Source organism: Mesorhizobium sp. WSM4847 (assembly GCF_055811335.1).
This window is the reverse complement of the sequence record NZ_JBVVPY010000011.1, coordinates 187,015-201,584: the sequence shown is the minus strand read 5'-3', so window position 1 is coordinate 201,584 and position 14,570 is coordinate 187,015. Positions and strand designations below refer to the sequence as shown.

Annotated in this window: 18 protein-coding genes; 8 read left to right on the top strand and 10 right to left on the bottom strand. The window is 61.7% G+C overall.

All coding sequences use genetic code 11. The features are described from left to right. Window positions 1-199: 199 nt before the first annotated feature. Both AC0L28_RS18080 and AC0L28_RS18075 read right to left on the bottom strand, forming a co-directional pair. On the bottom strand, window positions 200-817 hold the full coding sequence (locus AC0L28_RS18080; protein WP_023798173.1) for a PilZ domain-containing protein: 618 nt from the start codon (window positions 815-817) through the stop codon (window positions 200-202). A gap of 116 nt (window positions 818-933) precedes the next feature. Then, window positions 934-1,572 carry a PAS domain-containing protein gene (locus AC0L28_RS18075; RefSeq protein WP_128173243.1) on the bottom strand — a complete coding sequence of 213 codons (639 nt, stop codon included), beginning with the start codon at window positions 1,570-1,572 and terminating at the stop codon, window positions 934-936. 420 nt (window positions 1,573-1,992) lie between these two features. Between AC0L28_RS18075 and AC0L28_RS18070 the strand changes: the two genes are divergently transcribed. Together AC0L28_RS18070 and AC0L28_RS18065 are read left to right on the top strand one after the other, a co-directional pair. Continuing rightward, window positions 1,993-2,751, top strand: coding sequence for a rhomboid family intramembrane serine protease (locus AC0L28_RS18070; RefSeq protein ID WP_128168515.1), 759 nt, complete (start codon window positions 1,993-1,995; stop codon window positions 2,749-2,751). 102 nt (window positions 2,752-2,853) lie between these two features. After that, complete coding sequence (locus AC0L28_RS18065) at window positions 2,854-3,285, top strand: CBS domain-containing protein (RefSeq protein ID WP_023798170.1); 432 nt, start codon at window positions 2,854-2,856, stop codon at window positions 3,283-3,285. A 12-nt stretch (window positions 3,286-3,297) separates the two neighbouring features. Here AC0L28_RS18065 and AC0L28_RS18060 read toward each other — a convergent pair whose 3' ends face one another. Continuing rightward, a complete protein-coding gene (locus AC0L28_RS18060) occupies window positions 3,298-3,579 on the bottom strand; it encodes a DUF6455 family protein (RefSeq protein WP_473479103.1) in 282 nt (93 codons plus the stop codon). A 203-nt stretch (window positions 3,580-3,782) separates the two neighbouring features. On the opposite strand from AC0L28_RS18060, the gene gatB reads away from it, so the two are divergent. From gatB to AC0L28_RS18045, 3 genes are all read left to right on the top strand, one after another. Continuing rightward, a complete protein-coding gene (gene gatB, locus AC0L28_RS18055; RefSeq protein WP_473479101.1) occupies window positions 3,783-5,282 on the top strand; it encodes an Asp-tRNA(Asn)/Glu-tRNA(Gln) amidotransferase subunit GatB in 1,500 nt (499 codons plus the stop codon). 4 nt (window positions 5,283-5,286) lie between these two features. Then, window positions 5,287-5,775 (top strand): GNAT family N-acetyltransferase, encoded by a 489-nt coding sequence (locus AC0L28_RS18050; protein WP_473479158.1) that lies wholly within the window; start codon window positions 5,287-5,289, stop codon window positions 5,773-5,775. Window positions 5,776-6,031: 256 nt separating this feature from the next. Continuing rightward, entirely contained in the window at window positions 6,032-6,484 is a 453-nt protein-coding gene (locus AC0L28_RS18045) for a phasin (RefSeq protein ID WP_027154463.1), read from the top strand. A gap of 151 nt (window positions 6,485-6,635) precedes the next feature. Here the strand turns inward: AC0L28_RS18045 and panC are convergent, their stop codons facing one another. Both panC and panB read right to left on the bottom strand, forming a co-directional pair. After that, window positions 6,636-7,487 (bottom strand): pantoate--beta-alanine ligase, encoded by an 852-nt coding sequence (gene panC / locus AC0L28_RS18040; RefSeq protein WP_473479099.1) that lies wholly within the window; start codon window positions 7,485-7,487, stop codon window positions 6,636-6,638. A 13-nt stretch (window positions 7,488-7,500) separates the two neighbouring features. Then, the gene (panB, locus tag AC0L28_RS18035; RefSeq protein ID WP_473479097.1) at window positions 7,501-8,343 is read right to left on the bottom strand and encodes a 3-methyl-2-oxobutanoate hydroxymethyltransferase; all 843 of its coding nucleotides are present in this window, start codon (window positions 8,341-8,343) and stop codon (window positions 7,501-7,503) included. Window positions 8,344-8,593: 250 nt separating this feature from the next. On the opposite strand from panB, the gene AC0L28_RS18030 reads away from it, so the two are divergent. The 3 genes from AC0L28_RS18030 (at window position 8,594) to AC0L28_RS18020 (ending at window position 10,483) form a co-directional block, all read left to right on the top strand. Next, the gene (locus tag AC0L28_RS18030) at window positions 8,594-8,992 is read left to right on the top strand and encodes an NADH:ubiquinone oxidoreductase subunit NDUFA12 (RefSeq protein ID WP_473479095.1); all 399 of its coding nucleotides are present in this window, start codon (window positions 8,594-8,596) and stop codon (window positions 8,990-8,992) included. A gap of 374 nt (window positions 8,993-9,366) precedes the next feature. Further along, window positions 9,367-9,996: a DUF2155 domain-containing protein gene (locus tag AC0L28_RS18025; RefSeq protein ID WP_473479093.1), complete on the top strand. Its 630-nt coding sequence runs from the start codon at window positions 9,367-9,369 to the stop codon at window positions 9,994-9,996. 118 nt (window positions 9,997-10,114) lie between these two features. Beyond that, window positions 10,115-10,483 (top strand): hypothetical protein, encoded by a 369-nt coding sequence (locus AC0L28_RS18020; protein ID WP_473479090.1) that lies wholly within the window; start codon window positions 10,115-10,117, stop codon window positions 10,481-10,483. A 25-nt stretch (window positions 10,484-10,508) separates the two neighbouring features. Here the strand turns inward: AC0L28_RS18020 and aat are convergent, their stop codons facing one another. The 5 genes from aat to AC0L28_RS17995 form a co-directional block, all read right to left on the bottom strand. Continuing rightward, window positions 10,509-11,126 carry a leucyl/phenylalanyl-tRNA--protein transferase gene (gene aat / locus AC0L28_RS18015; RefSeq protein ID WP_473479087.1) on the bottom strand — a complete coding sequence of 206 codons (618 nt, stop codon included), beginning with the start codon at window positions 11,124-11,126 and terminating at the stop codon, window positions 10,509-10,511. Window positions 11,127-11,155: 29 nt separating this feature from the next. Continuing rightward, complete coding sequence (gene accC, locus AC0L28_RS18010) at window positions 11,156-12,499, bottom strand: acetyl-CoA carboxylase biotin carboxylase subunit (protein ID WP_128173249.1); 1,344 nt, start codon at window positions 12,497-12,499, stop codon at window positions 11,156-11,158. A gap of 19 nt (window positions 12,500-12,518) precedes the next feature. Further along, window positions 12,519-12,977 (bottom strand): acetyl-CoA carboxylase biotin carboxyl carrier protein, encoded by a 459-nt coding sequence (gene accB / locus AC0L28_RS18005; RefSeq protein ID WP_023798158.1) that lies wholly within the window; start codon window positions 12,975-12,977, stop codon window positions 12,519-12,521. A gap of 26 nt (window positions 12,978-13,003) precedes the next feature. Further along, entirely contained in the window at window positions 13,004-13,438 is a 435-nt protein-coding gene (gene aroQ / locus AC0L28_RS18000) for a type II 3-dehydroquinate dehydratase (RefSeq protein ID WP_128173250.1), read from the bottom strand. Between the two features lie 307 nt (window positions 13,439-13,745). After that, a complete protein-coding gene (locus tag AC0L28_RS17995) occupies window positions 13,746-14,549 on the bottom strand; it encodes a DsbA family protein (protein WP_473479083.1) in 804 nt (267 codons plus the stop codon). Window positions 14,550-14,570 lie beyond the last annotated feature (21 nt).

The following is a 14,570-nucleotide window of genomic DNA, read 5'->3' as shown; positions in this document are numbered from 1 at the left end:
TAGACATTAAGTAAAACGTCGCTATAATAAACATAAAATTTGAATCATTTCAGTATAAAATTGTTGATGCGTTTTTCGCGGGGATCACATCGGCGCCGCGCCCTGGCGCGGAATCGGCCGGCCGGCCGCGTCGGCCGGCGCGAGGCAACAAAAAACCGGCCGAAATGGGCCGGTTCGATTGCGGCAAGGTTCGCAGTTGTCAGGTGCCGGATGCGTTGAATTCGGAATCAAGTGTTTCGGGTCGCTGGATGACCGCGAACTCGATGGCGACGCCGTCCTCGAAATGGCGCACCACCTGGCCGCGCATGGTGCCCAGCATGACCTGAATGCCGATTGCCGGCTTGACGTCGATCTCGACCGCGGCGCCCGAAAGCGACAGGTCGATGATGCGGCACTGGTATTGGCGCCCGTCGCCGAGTTGAAGCACGCTGTTCGGATTGCGCGGCGCCACGCGTTCGTGGCGGCGGTCTTCCGGCAGATCGAGTTCGTGCTTGTTGGCAAGCCAGGTCAATTGCGCTGCAAGCTTGTCTTTCTTGCGTTCCGACGCGATGACCGTCATCGCGAAACCGTCCTGCAAGATGCGGGTGACGACGCCTTCGATGCGGCCGATGTGATCGATATAGGCGATGACTTTCTCGCCCGGCATGCCGATGCGCTCGGTGCGAAGCGCTACATTGCCCGGCGACATGTCGGCCACCTGGCAAGGATGTTCGGTGCGATCCTCCAGCATGAAGCGTCCATAGATCTTCACGCGGACGCGCTGAAAGTTGCGCCTTTCAGCTTGGGACGGCGCGGTGTCGACCGCCGCTGACCTCATGACTGCCTACACCCGGTTGGCATTCCGCGCGTTGATGCGAGGAATTTCGTCGGCAAGCTACAGCGAAGTGGGTTAACAAAGGGGAAAGCCTGATACCGCTACTTTAGGATTTTGGATTATTCCCCGCGCCCGCCGTCGAATACGACCAGATGACGGATGCGGCGCGCCTGGCCGAGCGCCGAAATCGCTTGGGACGGATCGAGTTCCGACGGGACAAGCGAGGGAACGTCGATGGCCGGCCGGTTCTTTAGGAATTTCGGTTCCTTCTCCGGATCGACGAGACGGATCGAATCGATCAGGGCGTCGGCGATCGGATCCGCGCCCAGCCAGAAGGGTTTTTCAGCGGCGCTTATCACGCCGAGGCAGCGCGGATTGTCGACGCCGCCGTCGAGCGGCAGGGCGAGCAGCTCGAACTTGCTGGAACGGTCGGTGCGGCTGAAACCTTCATAGGTGATGAGCACGACGGATTTTTGATCGAAGACGCCCTGGATCAGTTTCGAGATAAGCCGCTGGTCCTTCTCGCGCCACAGCGAGGGAAAGGAAAACCCCTTGAGTTCACGGCCATAGACCGCGCAAAGCCTGGTGCCGGCGAGCCGGAATACCGCTTCGCCGCGCGTATCCTTTTCCAGGATGAATGTGTCGGCCAGCAGCGACTTGATATCGGCCGGCTCGACTTCCGAACGCTTCGGGGCAGGGCGCCCGTCACGCAGCCGGTTCCAATAATGGAACAGCGTGATCGATCCGTTCTGGTTCATGTTATGCTGCTCCGCGCAATCTGTCGTCTGATGTCCCATCGGTGAACAGAAGGGCGCCCTCCGGGGACCTACATGCGTTGCGGAGCAGGATGCGTGCCAGCATCGTTAACACTTGTTCACGGGTCGGGGCCGTTAAGGTTAACAAGTGGTTTACGTTGCGCTCCGCCCAGGCCCGTGGCACATTAAAACCACTCCAGAAGCGGTCGTTTCGCAGCGATCGGCAGCATTTCAGTCAAGAGTTTGGGGGAGCATGGGGGCTCGACCAGCCGTTCAAGGGCAACCTTGGACGGCTTCTTTTTGATTCGCGCCAATTTTGATTCGCGCCGTTTTGATTTGCGTGGGGCGATTCGCCCTTTGTGAATCGGGTGACCGTGATCTACATGCTCGCGAAGTCGAAACCAGCGACTGAGTGCGAGCCATATGAGCGAACCAGCAAGCCCCTCGGAAATCGAACAGGGCGAGGGCGGACCTGTCGGCCATGAGCCGGAGCCGCGCCGCGAGCCGGTGTTCAACATGCCGCCCGTTGTGCTGGCGGTGATCGGCATCTGCGTCGTCCTCTATCTCATCCAGGAATACGTGCTTAGCCAAAGCCAGTTGCTGACATTGTTGTACGATGCGGCCTTCATTCCAGTTCTTTATACTGGCCAATATGGCTTCGACTGGTTCCTGTTTTCCCGGCCCTTCACCTATGCCTTCCTGCATGGCGGCTTTGCTCATCTGGCCGTCAACATGGTGTGGCTGGCGGCTTTTGGCTCACCACTGGCGAACCGCTTCGGCGCGCTTCGTTTCAGCCTGTTCTTCGCCGCGACCGGGCTGGCGGCGGTGGTGCTGTTCTGGGCCGTGCATCCGCTCGGCGAGGCGCCGCTGGTCGGCGCATCGGGGGCGATTTCCGGCATGATGGGGGCCGCCGCGCGCTTCGGCTTCCGCACCGACCGCTCGTCCGGCAAAGCCGCCTTCGCCGGCGCGCCGCTGCCGATGGCGGCGGTGTTCCGCTCGCGCGGCGTTGTGACTTTTCTTGCCATCTGGATGGTGATCAATCTCGCCACCGGCCTCGTTGCCTTCGCGCCCGGCATCGACAGCCAGATCGCCTGGGAGGCTCATATTGGCGGTTTCGTCGCCGGCTTCTTCGGCCTGCGGGCTTTCGATCGGCGGCAGCAGGCGGACGAGTTCAGGGCCTGAGCCTCGCCGCACTTGAAAACCAATCGATCGCGGCGCACGATGTCTGGCACTAGGGAAAGCCGGTCAGGGCAGGAACCGGCAAGGTAAACTGAGGAGGACGCCATGACTGTTAAGGCAATTCTCGAGCAGAAGGGCCACGACGTGTTGACGCTCGGGCCGAACGAAAAACTGAGCGAGGCCATTCGCATCCTGGCCGAGCACAGGATCGGTGCGCTGGTCATCACCAATGGTGATCACAAGATCGTCGGCATCCTTTCCGAGCGCGACGTGGTGCGGGTCCTCGCCAGGGAAGGGGCCGCCGCATTGGATATCGCGGTGCGTTCGGCGATGACCCCCAAGGTGAAGATCTGCAATGAGAACCACACCGTCAACGAGGTCATGGAGATCATGACCAGTGGCCGTTTCCGCCATCTGCCGGTGGAAAAGGACGGCCTGCTCGACGGCATCGTGTCGATCGGCGACGTGGTCAAGCGGCGCATCGAGGATGTCGAGCGCGAGGCCGCGGAGATCAGGGCCTATATCGCGACGGCGTGACGGCTTTTCTCTTCAGCCCGCCCTCCAGCGTAGGCCGCCCGCACGTTGCAGCCGTGCGATCAGGTCACTGTTGCGGCAATAATCCGGCGGATCGTCCGGTTGCTCGTTTTCGTCGAGCCAAACCGCGCATTCGTCCTGACGGCCGTACGAACGGCAGCGGTCGACGGCGCGACTTGTGACGGCTGCTTGGTCGGGTACGGTTTTCAATTGCCGGTCGACGCCCAGCTTTTGCATCATGCGGCCCGTCAATTCGGTCCGGACGTCGACTGAATTCAAATAGTCGAAAAAACTCATGTCGGTCACTCCTGCCTCTTGGCGATCATGCCATAGTGGCAACCGACGACATTGATCTCGGTCAACAGAGGTTCTCGATCAACAAGGGGAGTCTCTGTCAACAGGGGGACTCCCTTGCCAGTTCCGGCCGATTGATCTAGCGAACGGTTGATTTTGTCGGCCGACAACGCCAGACAATTTGAACAACAATTATCTGGATCGCCATGGCCCTCATCGACACCCGCACACCCGACGCCAAGCGCCTGATATCAGGCGCCACCGGCGACTGGGAGATCATCATCGGCCTCGAGGTCCATGCGCAGGTGACCTCGCAAGCAAAACTGTTCTCCGGCGCCTCGACGGCGTTCGGTGCGCCGCCAAACGCCAATGTCAGCCTCGTCGATGCGGCGATGCCGGGCATGCTGCCGGTCATCAACGAGGAATGCGTCAAGCAGGCGATCCGCACCGGCCTCGGGCTGAAGGCCGAGATCAACCACAAATCGGTCTTCGACCGGAAAAACTATTTTTATCCCGATCTGCCGCAGGGCTATCAGATTTCACAGTTCAAGCAGCCGATCGTCGGCGAGGGCAAGGTGATCGTCTCCGTCGGTCCCGACCGGCAGGGCGAGTTCGAGGACATCGAGGTCGGCATCGAGCGCCTGCATCTGGAGCAGGATGCCGGCAAGTCGATGCACGACCAGCATGCGACGATGTCCTATGTCGACCTCAACCGCTCCGGCGTGGCGCTGATGGAGATCGTCTCCAAGCCCGACATGCGATCCGCCGACGAGGCCAAGGCCTATGTCACCAAGCTGCGCACCATCGTGCGATACCTCGGCACTTGCGACGGCAACATGGACGAAGGCTCGCTGCGCGCCGATGTCAACGTCTCGGTGCGCCGGCCCGGCGGCGAATTCGGCACGCGCTGCGAGATCAAGAACGTCAACTCGATCCGCTTCATCGGCCAGGCCATCGACTACGAGGCGCGCCGCCAGATCGCCATCCTCGAGGACGGTGGCAAGATCGACCAGGAAACGCGGCTGTTCGATCCCAACAAGGGCGAGACGCGCTCGATGCGTTCCAAGGAAGAAGCGCACGACTACCGCTATTTCCCGGATCCCGACCTGTTGCCGCTGGAATTCGACCAGGCCTATGTCGATGCGCTGGCAAAGGATCTGCCTGAACTGCCCGACGCCAAGAAGGCGCGGCTGATCTCCTCGCTCGGCCTGTCGACCTACGACGCCTCGATCCTGGTGTCGGAAAAGGCGGTCGCCGACTATTTCGAAAAGGTGGCCGCTGGTCGCGACGGCAAGCTTGCCGCCAACTGGGTCATCAACGATCTGCTGGGTGCGTTGAACAGAGCCGGCAAGGGTATTGAAAATGCGCCGGTTTCGCCCGATCAGCTCGGCACGGTCATTGACCTGATCAAAGAGGGCACGATCTCCGGCAAGATCGCCAAGGATCTGTTCGAGATCGTCTGGAACGAAGGCGGCGATCCGCGCCAGCTGGTCGAAAGCCGCGGCATGAAACAGGTCACCGACACCGGCGCCATCGAAAAGGCGGTCGACGAGGTGATATCAGCCAATCCCGACAAGGTCGAGCAGGCGCGCGCCAAGCCGAGCATGGCCGGCTGGTTCGTCGGCCAGGTGATGAAGGCGACTGGCGGCAAGGCCAACCCGCAGGCCGTCAACGACCTCGTCAAGGCCAAGCTCGGGATCGAATAGGATGATGTTTGTTCGCACCGCTGGCGAGCGCGATCTTGCCGCGGTCCGGGCGCTGCTGGTCGAAACGTGGCATGCCACCTACGACGCCATCTATGGTGCTGCCAAAGTTGCTGAGATAACAGATGAATGGCATTCGATCGCCTCGCTCAAGGCGCGGCTGACACGGCCGAACTCCGAATTCCTGGTCGCAGACGATGGCAACCGCATTGGCGGGATGGCGTTCGCCGCAACCACCACGGATGCGAGGATCGTCATGCTGAACCAGCTCTACGTGCATCCGGCCTGCCAGAGGCAAGGGATCGGCCAGGCGCTGCTGGAAGAGGTCGAGGCCAGCTTTCCCGAGGCGCGGACGCTGCGTGTCGAAGTGGAAGAGGCAAATGCTCCCGCCGTCGCCTTCTATCGCTCGAAAGGGTTTTTGCCGGCCGGGAACACTGCCGACTGTGGCGGTGGCTCAGGGCTGCCGGCGCTGATTTTGGAAAAGGCGATCGAATAGATTTGCCTGGCCTGACAGGTCGCAGTCAGTTGCGTTTTTACGGGGCTGCGCCGGTCGGTTGCGGGCTGAATTGCGGAATCGCGGTCCGCAAAAAACACGCCCGAAGGTAGAAATTCACCAGTGGCTAACGCTGAGGCAAAAAAGCATGGTGCGACGCACAAAAATATTGCAATGCACTGCAGATGCCGTAACGTCAGGTTCTAGATGAACGAGACGGCCTTTCTACAAAGGTCGCCCACCGCAAAGGATGGAAACTATGACCAAGACCGCTGATAAAACTGCTGAAAACGTTGAGAATGCAGAAGTCCAGACCGAGGTAACCGATCAGTTCCGCGCTGTCGCCGAAAAGGGCGTCGAGCAATCGAAAGAAGCATTATCGAAATTGGCGACCGGCGCCGAGGCGACCCAGAAGGCTCTTGAGTCATCCTTCGAAACAGCCAAGACCGCTAGCAATGAGCTGTCGCTGAAGACGATCGCCGCTTTGCGCGCAAATGTTGAGGCCAGCTTTTCTCACCTCGAAGCCCTGGTTACCGTGAAATCGCCCTCCGAGTTCGTCGAACTGCAGACAGACTTCTTGCGCAAGCAGGTGGAAAAGACGGTCGAGCAGAGCAAGGAGCTTCAGGCGGCGGCGACGAAAGCCGCTGAAGACGTATCCAAGCCGATCAAGGATGTCTACGAGAAGGCGATGAAGGATCTCAAGGTCGCCTGATTGGCCCTGATGCCTGATTGGCCCTAAGGCATGTCGCGCAAAAGCACGCCCTCGGGCTTGAACCGAGGGTGCGAAGGGTTTTGCAATAACGACATGCATCAAAGCAACAACTTGAAGCGCGTCGCATGAATCCATCCAAACCGCAGGCGCTTCAGGCGGAGGGAACTTCCACATTGTCGATCAGCCGGGTCTTGCCCAGCCAGGCAGCTGCGAGCAGTCGCCCGTCGCGGTCTGGCCGCCACGGGGCGAGCGTCAGGCTCTCGCGCGCCGCGACATAATCGACTTTGTCGAAGCCGGCCTCGACCAGCGCGCGGCTGGCCCCGGCGGTTGCGCTGCCTTCATCCGCGCCTGCCGCGAGTGCCGCCGCCGTTCGGCGCAAGATGGCATTGAGCTGGCGCGCCACCGCGAGCTCGGTTTCGCCGAGATAGGCGTTGCGTGACGACATGGCGAGCCCATGCGCGTCGCGTATTGTTGGCGCGCCGATGATGTCCACCGGCAGATCAAGATCGCTGCAGAGCTGCCTGACGACGCAAAGCTGCTGATAATCCTTTTCGCCAAAGACCGCGCAGTCGGGCGACGCCTGCAGGAAGAGCTTTGCCACGACGGTTGCGACGCCGTCGAAGAAGGTCGGCCGGAAATCCGAGTCCAGCCCGGCGGCTGGCCCGCCGACCGAGATCCTGGTGGCGAAGCCGGCCGGGTACATCTGCGCCACACCAGGGGTGAAGGCAAGTTGTGCGCCGGCCTCGGCCAGCCGATCGAGGTCGCGGCCGAGCTGGCGCGGATATTTGTCGAGGTCTTCGCTCGGCGCGAACTGGGTTGGGTTGACGAAGATCGAGACAACGCAGCGATCGGCCTTCTCCAGCGCGATCCTGATCAGCGAGATATGGCCGTCATGCAGCGCACCCATGGTCGGCACCATGGCAAGGCTAACGCCATCGCGACGCCAGTCGCGGATTTGCGCGCGAAGGGCGGCGACGCTGTCGACGACGAGAGGTCGGCTCATGCTTCGCCCCGGCTCATGCTTCGCTCTTGTCGGCTGCGGCCGAAAAAACGTGGTTCGGGCCGGGGAATGTCCGGCTGCGCACCTCCGCCGCATAGCTGGCTGCCGCCTGCGATATGACGCTGCGCAGGTCGGCATATTGCTTGACGAATTTCGGCACCCGGTCGACGGTCAGGCCGACCATGTCGTCGATGACCAGGATCTGGCCGTCGCAGTCGCCGCTAGCGCCGATGCCGATGGTTGGAATGGAAATGTGCCGGGTGAGGTCGGCGGCGACGGTCTCGACGGTGCCTTCGATGACCACCGAGAACGCGCCGGCTTTTTCGACCGCTTCGGCGTCGCGATAAAGCGCAGCCACATTCTCGTCGGTCCGGCCCTTGATCCTGTAGCCGCCGTCGCTTTCCACCGATTGCGGCTGCAAGCCGATATGTCCCATGACGGGAATGCCGGCAGCGACAATCGCCGCAATCTGTCGGGCAACTGTCACGCCACCCTCCAGCTTGACGGCCTGGCAACCGGTTTCGCCGACAATCCGCCGCGCCGAGGCGACGGCTTGGCGCGCCGTCGCCTCATAGCTTCCGGCCGGCATGTCGACCACCACGCAGGCCTTGGCTGACCCTCGCATCACCGCTTGACCGTGGGCGATCATCATCTCCAGCGAGGCGCCCAGCGTGGTCTTGTGGCCATGGAGAACCATGGCCACGCTGTCGCCGACCAGAAGCAGGTCGACATGATCGTCGAGCAGGCGAGCGATGGGGTAGGTATAGGCGGTGAGGCAGACGATCGGCTCGCCGCCCTTGCGTAGGCGAATGGAGCTGGCACTGATCCGCGGATCGGCGCCGGATGCGTCTGGGGCCATCATTCACTCCCTCAACCGTCAATCAGGCTGGTTCCTGCATGCGGCGCGCTGAGCTTTAGAAAGACCCGGCAGCCTTGGCAAGGCATGCCTCGAAAGGACGCGAAAGGCTTGCCACTGTGCGTCGGTTTTCCGACGGCCATTTGCGTGGCTCGTGCGGCAAAACCCTTGCCTTGGCGATGGCCTGACGCCATAAGCAGGAAACAGGCGCCGCCGCTGTCGCCACCGCGGGGATTTGCCACGGGGATTTTGGATGAAGACTTTCCTTCTGCAGTTTTTCACCTGGTGGAACAGCCAGACGCTGGGCACGCGCTTCCATACCTGGCGGCATGGCAAGAAAGTCGGGCAGGACGAGGCTGGCAACGTCTACTACGAGGGTGGTGTCGATTCGGAAGGCCGCACCCGCCGCTGGGTCATCTATCGCGACTATTCGGAAGCCTCGATGATTCCGCCCGGCTGGCATGGCTGGATGCATCACCGCGTCGATGTCCCGCCGCCGAGCGACAACTACAAGCCGCACGACTGGCAGAAGCCGCATCAGCCGAACCTCACCGGAAGTGCCGCGGCCTATCGCCCCAAGGGCTCCATACTCAGCAATCAGCACCGCCCGCAGGTGACCGGCGATTACGACGCCTGGACGCCGGGGTCGTAAGAGACTGTTTCGAAATTCGCTCTGGCGAGTCATATGGTGGTGGTTTCGAGAACCGGCGCGGAGCGGACATTTGGGTCCGTGAGCCCGCGCATGGCCCCGAAAATCCGAAAGATTTTCGGAAAGGTTCATGCGCAAAACCAAAAGTGCTACAGCGTCCTTTGCGCGTCCAAAGGACGCGCGGCGCTGTAGGTAAGCGCAGAAAACGCCGTCAGATGGCCGCCAGAGTAGAGTTTCCAAACGGTCTCTAACCGCTCGCCAAGGGCGGATCGATCCTTTATCGCCACAATTGGCGTTTAGCTGCTTGTCGATCTGACAGCAGCGACTAGCCTTGGGCGCGACAGAATCACCCCGGGCGCAAACCACCGGATCCCTGCATGACCATTTTCAGCCGAATTTCGATGGGCGGACTGACGACGGCCGCCGCTTTTGTCGCTTGCGCCGTGGCCGCCGCTCAGACGCTGGAGGCGCCAGTGGACCCGGGGGCGCCGACGGAATTTGAGGCGCCAGTGGACCCGGGGGCCCCGACGGAATTTGAGGCGCCAGTGGACCCGGGGGCGCCGACGGAATTTGAGGCGCCAGTGGACCCGGATGCGCCAATGGAACCGGATGCGACAGTGGAACCGGATGCGACAGTGGCGCCGGCGGCACCGGCCGCACCACAACGCATCACCAATCCTGTCGCCGAATTCGCCGGTATCGACAAGATCACCGGCCGCATCATCACGTTCGATGTCTATATCGACGAAACGGTGCAGTTCGGCGCTTTGCAGGTGACGCCGCGCATCTGCTATTCGCAGCCGCAAACCGAAGAGCCGAAGACCGATTCTTTCGTCGAGGTCGACGAGATCACGCTGGATCGCAAGATCCGCCGTATCTTCACCGGCTGGATGTTTGCCGAAAGCCCCGGCCTCAACGCCGTCGAGCACGCCGTCTACGACGTCTGGCTGAAGGGCTGCAAGCAGAAGTCGGAGGTGCCGGCACCCGACGCGGCCAAAACCAATTAGCCAGACCAGTTATAATCCCTGGCGTGCGGGATCGCCCGTTCGCAATCACTTACTGAGCCTTCCGGAACCGCCTTATTCTTCGTGCGTTGGTCATGGCTGGCGTTACGGAGATGTTCCCATGATGGCCAACAAGAACGAACTCCTCGATCTCGAAAAAGGGTTCTGGACCGGCGACGCTGCCTATTTCAAAGCCAATGCCGACACCAAATGCCTGGTGGCTTTCCCACAGATGGCGCAAACGATGAGCAACGCCGATCTGGCCGAAACCGCGACGGACCCAAATCGCTGGCGCGATCTCGACATCGACCTCAAGGGCATCATCGAGCCGGGCAGCGACATTGTCATGCTTACCTACGAGGCCCATGCCACGCGCGAGAAGGGCGAGCCTTATGCGGCACTGGTCAGCACCGGCTATGTCCATCGCGTCAATGGCTGGAAGATGATGTTCCACGCGCAGACGCCGCTTGAGCCTGCCGCAAAAACCTGACCAAAAACCCGACCTTTGGCTCAGATCATGGGAAAAAGACCGTCTCGCCCTTCAGCGCGTCAGCCAGCATCTTTTCATACTTGCCCCTTGGCACGTCGACCGCGCCGAAGCGTTTGAGGTGCTCGGTGGTGAACTGCGTGTCGAGCAACGCAAAGCGCCGTTCCTTCAGGCGTTCGACCAGGTGCACCAGGCAGACCTTCGACGCGTCCGTTTCCCTGGCGAACATGCTTTCGCCGAAGAACACCCGGCCGAGAGACACGCCGTAGAGGCCGCCAACCAGCCGACCCTCGCGCCAGGCTTCGACCGAATGGCAATGGCCCATCCGATGGAGTTCGACATAGGCCTCGCGGATCGGCACATTGATCCAGGTCGACCGGCGTTCCTCGCGCCTCTCGGCGCAGCCGTCGATGGTCGCCTCGAAATCAAAATCGAAACGGATATCGAACAGGTTTTTCCGGATCGCCTTCCTCAGGCTTTTGGGCGAGTGAAATCCGTCCAGCGGGATGATGCCGCGCGTCTCCGGCCGCACCCAGAACACTTCCGGATCGGTGGCGCTTTCGGCCATCGGAAAGACCCCCGAGGCGTAGGCCTTGAGCAACAGGTCGGTCGGGATGCGATAGCCTGGCGCGTAGGGACGGGTCATCGCGTCATTATATTCTATAAGTTCACGTCCTAATCCTCATCGGCCAGATATTTTTCCAGCCAGTGGATGTCATACTCGCCATTGGCGATATCGGCATTGCCGACGAGATCGCGAAACAGCGGCAGCGTCGTCTTGATGCCGTCGACGACGAATTCGTCGAGCGCCCGCCGCAGCCGCATCATGCATTCGACGCGATTGCGGCCGTGCACGATCAGCTTGCCGATCAAACTGTCGTAGTAGGGCGGGATCTTGTAGCCGGAATAGACGCCGGAATCGACACGGATGCCGAGGCCGCCCGGCGTGTGGAAGTGGGTGATCGTGCCGGGCGAGGGGGTGAAGGTGCGCGGATCCTCGGCATTGATGCGGCATTCGATGGCGTGGCCCTGAAAGCGGATCTCTTCCTGGCGCATGGAAAGCCCGCCGCCCGAGGCGACGCGGATCTGCTCGTGCACGAGGTCGATGCCGGTGATTGCCTCCGTCACCGGATGCTCGACCTGCAGGCGCGTGTTCATCTCGATGAAATAGAAGTCGCCGTTCTCATAGAGGAATTCGATGGTGCCGGCGCCGGAGTAGCCGAGATCGGCAATCGCCCTGGCACAGACGCCGCCGATATGTGCGCGCTCCTCGGCATTGAGCGCCGGCGAGGGCGCCTCTTCCCAGACCTTCTGGTGGCGGCGCTGCAGCGAACAGTCGCGTTCGCCGAAATGCACGCCGCGGCCGGCACCGTCGCCGAACACCTGGACCTCGATGTGGCGCGGCTTTTCGAGATACTTCTCGATGTAGACGGCGTCGTCGCCGAAAGCGGCACCAGCTTCCGAGCGCGCCGTCTGCAGTGCGACCACAAGATCGGCCTCGCTGCGCGCCACCTTCATGCCGCGTCCGCCGCCGCCGGCCGACGCCTTGATGATCACGGGGTAGCCGATCTCGGCGGCGATGCGTCTGGCTTCCTTTTCCTCGGTGACCGCCCCGTCGGAGCCGGGCACCACCGGAATGCCGAGGCGCTTTGCGGTGCGCTTGGCCTCGATCTTGTCGCCCATGATGCGGATGTGATCGCCGGACGGGCCGATGAACGTGATGTTGTGCGCGGCGAGGATATCGGCGAATTTGGCATTCTCCGACAGGAATCCGTAGCCCGGATGCACCGCGTCGGCGCCGGTGATCTCGCACGCCGCAACGATCTGGTGGATGTTGAGATAGCTGTCGCGCGACGGCGGTGGGCCGATGCAGACGCTCTCGTCGGCGAGACGCACATGCATGGCGTCGGCGTCGGCGGTGGAATGCACCACCACCGTCTGGATGCCGAGCTCCTTGCAGGCGCGCAGCACCCTCAGAGCGATTTCGCCGCGATTGGCGATGAGGATTTTCTGGAACATTTTTCGGCTGTTCCCGGCTCTACTCGATCACGACGAGCGGCATGCCGTATTCGACCGGCTGCGCATCCTCGAACAGGATCGCCGTCACCGTTCCGGCACGCGGCGAGGGGATCTGGTTCATCGTCTTCATCGCCTCGATGATCAGCAGCGTCTGGCCTTCCTTGACCTGTTGGCCGACTTCGATGAACGCCTTGGCGTCGGGCGATGGCGCCAGGTAGGCGGTGCCGACCATCGGCGAGGCCACTGCGTTCTTGGACACGTCGGCCGCTGCCGGGGCGGCTGCGCCAGCCGGCTGGGCTGCCGGCGGCGCATAGGCGGGCTGCGCTGCGGCGACCGCATGGACGGCCGGCGCCTGTCGCGACACACGCACCTTCAAGTCGCCCAGCTCGACCTCGATCTCGGTGAGGTTGGTGTCGTTCAGTATGCCCGCCAGATCGCGGATAAGCTGCTGGTCAACACCATTCTTTTTTATCGACATTTTCGAGCCTTCTGTTTGTTGGCCGGTCATAGGCGTGCGGCCAGCGCCTGCAGCGCCAGTGTGTAGCCGAGCGGCCCGAACCCGCAGATCACGCCGACGGCGACCAGCGAGACCATGGAGACGTGGCGGAATGATTCCCGCGCATGGATGTTGGAAAGATGAACTTCGGCGACGGGCAATGGCGCGACGGAGCGGATGGCGTCGTGAATGGCGATCGAGGTGTGGCTGTAGGCGCCCGGATTGATGACGATGCCGACAGCCTTGTCGGCGGCTTCCTGTATCCAGTCGACGAGGTCGCCCTCATGGTTCGACTGACGGAAATCGATCTCGAGCCCAAGTGCCGCACCTGCCTGCTTGCAATCGTCGGCGATCGCGGCCAGCGTCTTGCCGCCATAGATGCCCGGCTCGCGTTTGCCGAGCGCGTTGAGGTTGGGACCGTTCAGGACGAAAACCGTTTTCAAAATGCCGACCTTTTCCCGGTGTGGTTTCGAATCCGAAATTCGCAATACCTTGGAGCAGCGCTTTGAACGAATTTCGGCTTCAAAGCCACACTGGCAATTTATACATTTCTGATGTGGTGGATTTAAAGTTCCTGAACACTGACGCCACCAAAGCAGCAGGAACTTCAAATCCACCACATCAGCGCCGGCATCAGTCGGCGCACCGGGCCTCTATAATGGGCTTAGACGCCTGCGAAAAGAGCGCAAGTGGGTTCTTTCGCTGTCCACAACAGGCGGAAAATGGCTTGCGCCGAAAGCCAGCCGCCGATCAGAGTGCGGCCTTGGCCGCTTCGATCTTCTCCGCCAGCACGTCCTGGCCGAGCGCACCGAACACCACCTCGTTGCCGACCACATAGGAAGGCGTTCCGGTGATGGCCAGCTTGTTGGCAAGATCATAGGTCTTGGAGAGGGCCTCGGCGATCGACGGATCCTTCATCGTCTCGCGGAGCGTCGCTTCGTCGGCGCCGAGCGAAAGCGCTACCTTGATGGCCGCCGCTTCGGTGGCGCGTCCCTGGGCGCCGAGCAGCGCGTTGTGGAACTCGCCGTATTTCTCCGGCATCATCAGGTGGAAGGCCATCGAGACGACGCTTGCCTTCTGCGAATCCGGGCCGAGGATCGGGAACTCCTTGAGCACGAAGCGCAGATCCGGATCGGCTGTCGTCAGCGTCTGCATGTCCTCCATGGCGCGTTTGCAGTAGCCGCAATTGTAGTCGTAGAATTCGACGATGGTGACCTTGCCGTTCGGATTGCCGACGACGCCGTCGAAGGCCGAGTTGAAGATCTGGTCCTTGGCATCCTTGATGACGTCGAGACTGGCGACGCGCTGCGCCTCCTTCTGCTTGGCCTCGAGCGCCTCCTGAGCTTCCAGCAGCACTTCCGGGTTCTTCAGCAGATAGTCGCGGATGATGCCTTCGACTTCAGCCCGGTCGATCTTGGTGTCGGCGGAGGCTGCCTGGGCGATCTGCGCGGCATCGGCCTTTGCCGTCTGCGGACTTCCGGTCACGAACCCGAAACCCAGCATGGCGAGAGCGACCGCCACGCCCGTGGTGCCCAGCAGAATTGCCTTCTTCATCATCCTGATCCTCTTGCCTGG

Bases quoted from the DNA above. Each gene is read 5' to 3' on its own strand.
- gatB (WP_473479101.1), top strand. From the start codon at position 3,783: ATGGCCCTCATCGACACCCGCACACCCGACGCCAAGCGCCTGATATCA.
- AC0L28_RS18020 (WP_473479090.1), top strand. From the start codon at position 10,115: ATGATGGCCAACAAGAACGAACTCCTCGATCTCGAAAAAGGGTTCTGG.
- panB (WP_473479097.1), bottom strand. From the start codon at position 8,343: ATGGCCCCAGACGCATCCGGCGCCGATCCGCGGATCAGTGCCAGCTCC.
- accB (WP_023798158.1), bottom strand. From the start codon at position 12,977: ATGTCGATAAAAAAGAATGGTGTTGACCAGCAGCTTATCCGCGATCTG.
- AC0L28_RS18075 (WP_128173243.1), bottom strand. From the start codon at position 1,572: ATGAACCAGAACGGATCGATCACGCTGTTCCATTATTGGAACCGGCTG.
- AC0L28_RS18060 (WP_473479103.1), bottom strand. From the start codon at position 3,579: ATGAGTTTTTTCGACTATTTGAATTCAGTCGACGTCCGGACCGAATTG.
- AC0L28_RS17995 (WP_473479083.1), bottom strand. From the start codon at position 14,549: ATGAAGAAGGCAATTCTGCTGGGCACCACGGGCGTGGCGGTCGCTCTC.
- AC0L28_RS18025 (WP_473479093.1), top strand. From the start codon at position 9,367: ATGACCATTTTCAGCCGAATTTCGATGGGCGGACTGACGACGGCCGCC.
- aat (WP_473479087.1), bottom strand. From the start codon at position 11,126: ATGACCCGTCCCTACGCGCCAGGCTATCGCATCCCGACCGACCTGTTG.
- AC0L28_RS18080 (WP_023798173.1), bottom strand. From the start codon at position 817: ATGAGGTCAGCGGCGGTCGACACCGCGCCGTCCCAAGCTGAAAGGCGC.
- AC0L28_RS18070 (WP_128168515.1), top strand. From the start codon at position 1,993: ATGAGCGAACCAGCAAGCCCCTCGGAAATCGAACAGGGCGAGGGCGGA.
- AC0L28_RS18065 (WP_023798170.1), top strand. From the start codon at position 2,854: ATGACTGTTAAGGCAATTCTCGAGCAGAAGGGCCACGACGTGTTGACG.
- AC0L28_RS18050 (WP_473479158.1), top strand. From the start codon at position 5,287: ATGTTTGTTCGCACCGCTGGCGAGCGCGATCTTGCCGCGGTCCGGGCG.
- AC0L28_RS18030 (WP_473479095.1), top strand. From the start codon at position 8,594: ATGAAGACTTTCCTTCTGCAGTTTTTCACCTGGTGGAACAGCCAGACG.
- AC0L28_RS18045 (WP_027154463.1), top strand. From the start codon at position 6,032: ATGACCAAGACCGCTGATAAAACTGCTGAAAACGTTGAGAATGCAGAA.
- accC (WP_128173249.1), bottom strand. From the start codon at position 12,499: ATGTTCCAGAAAATCCTCATCGCCAATCGCGGCGAAATCGCTCTGAGG.
- panC (WP_473479099.1), bottom strand. From the start codon at position 7,487: ATGAGCCGACCTCTCGTCGTCGACAGCGTCGCCGCCCTTCGCGCGCAA.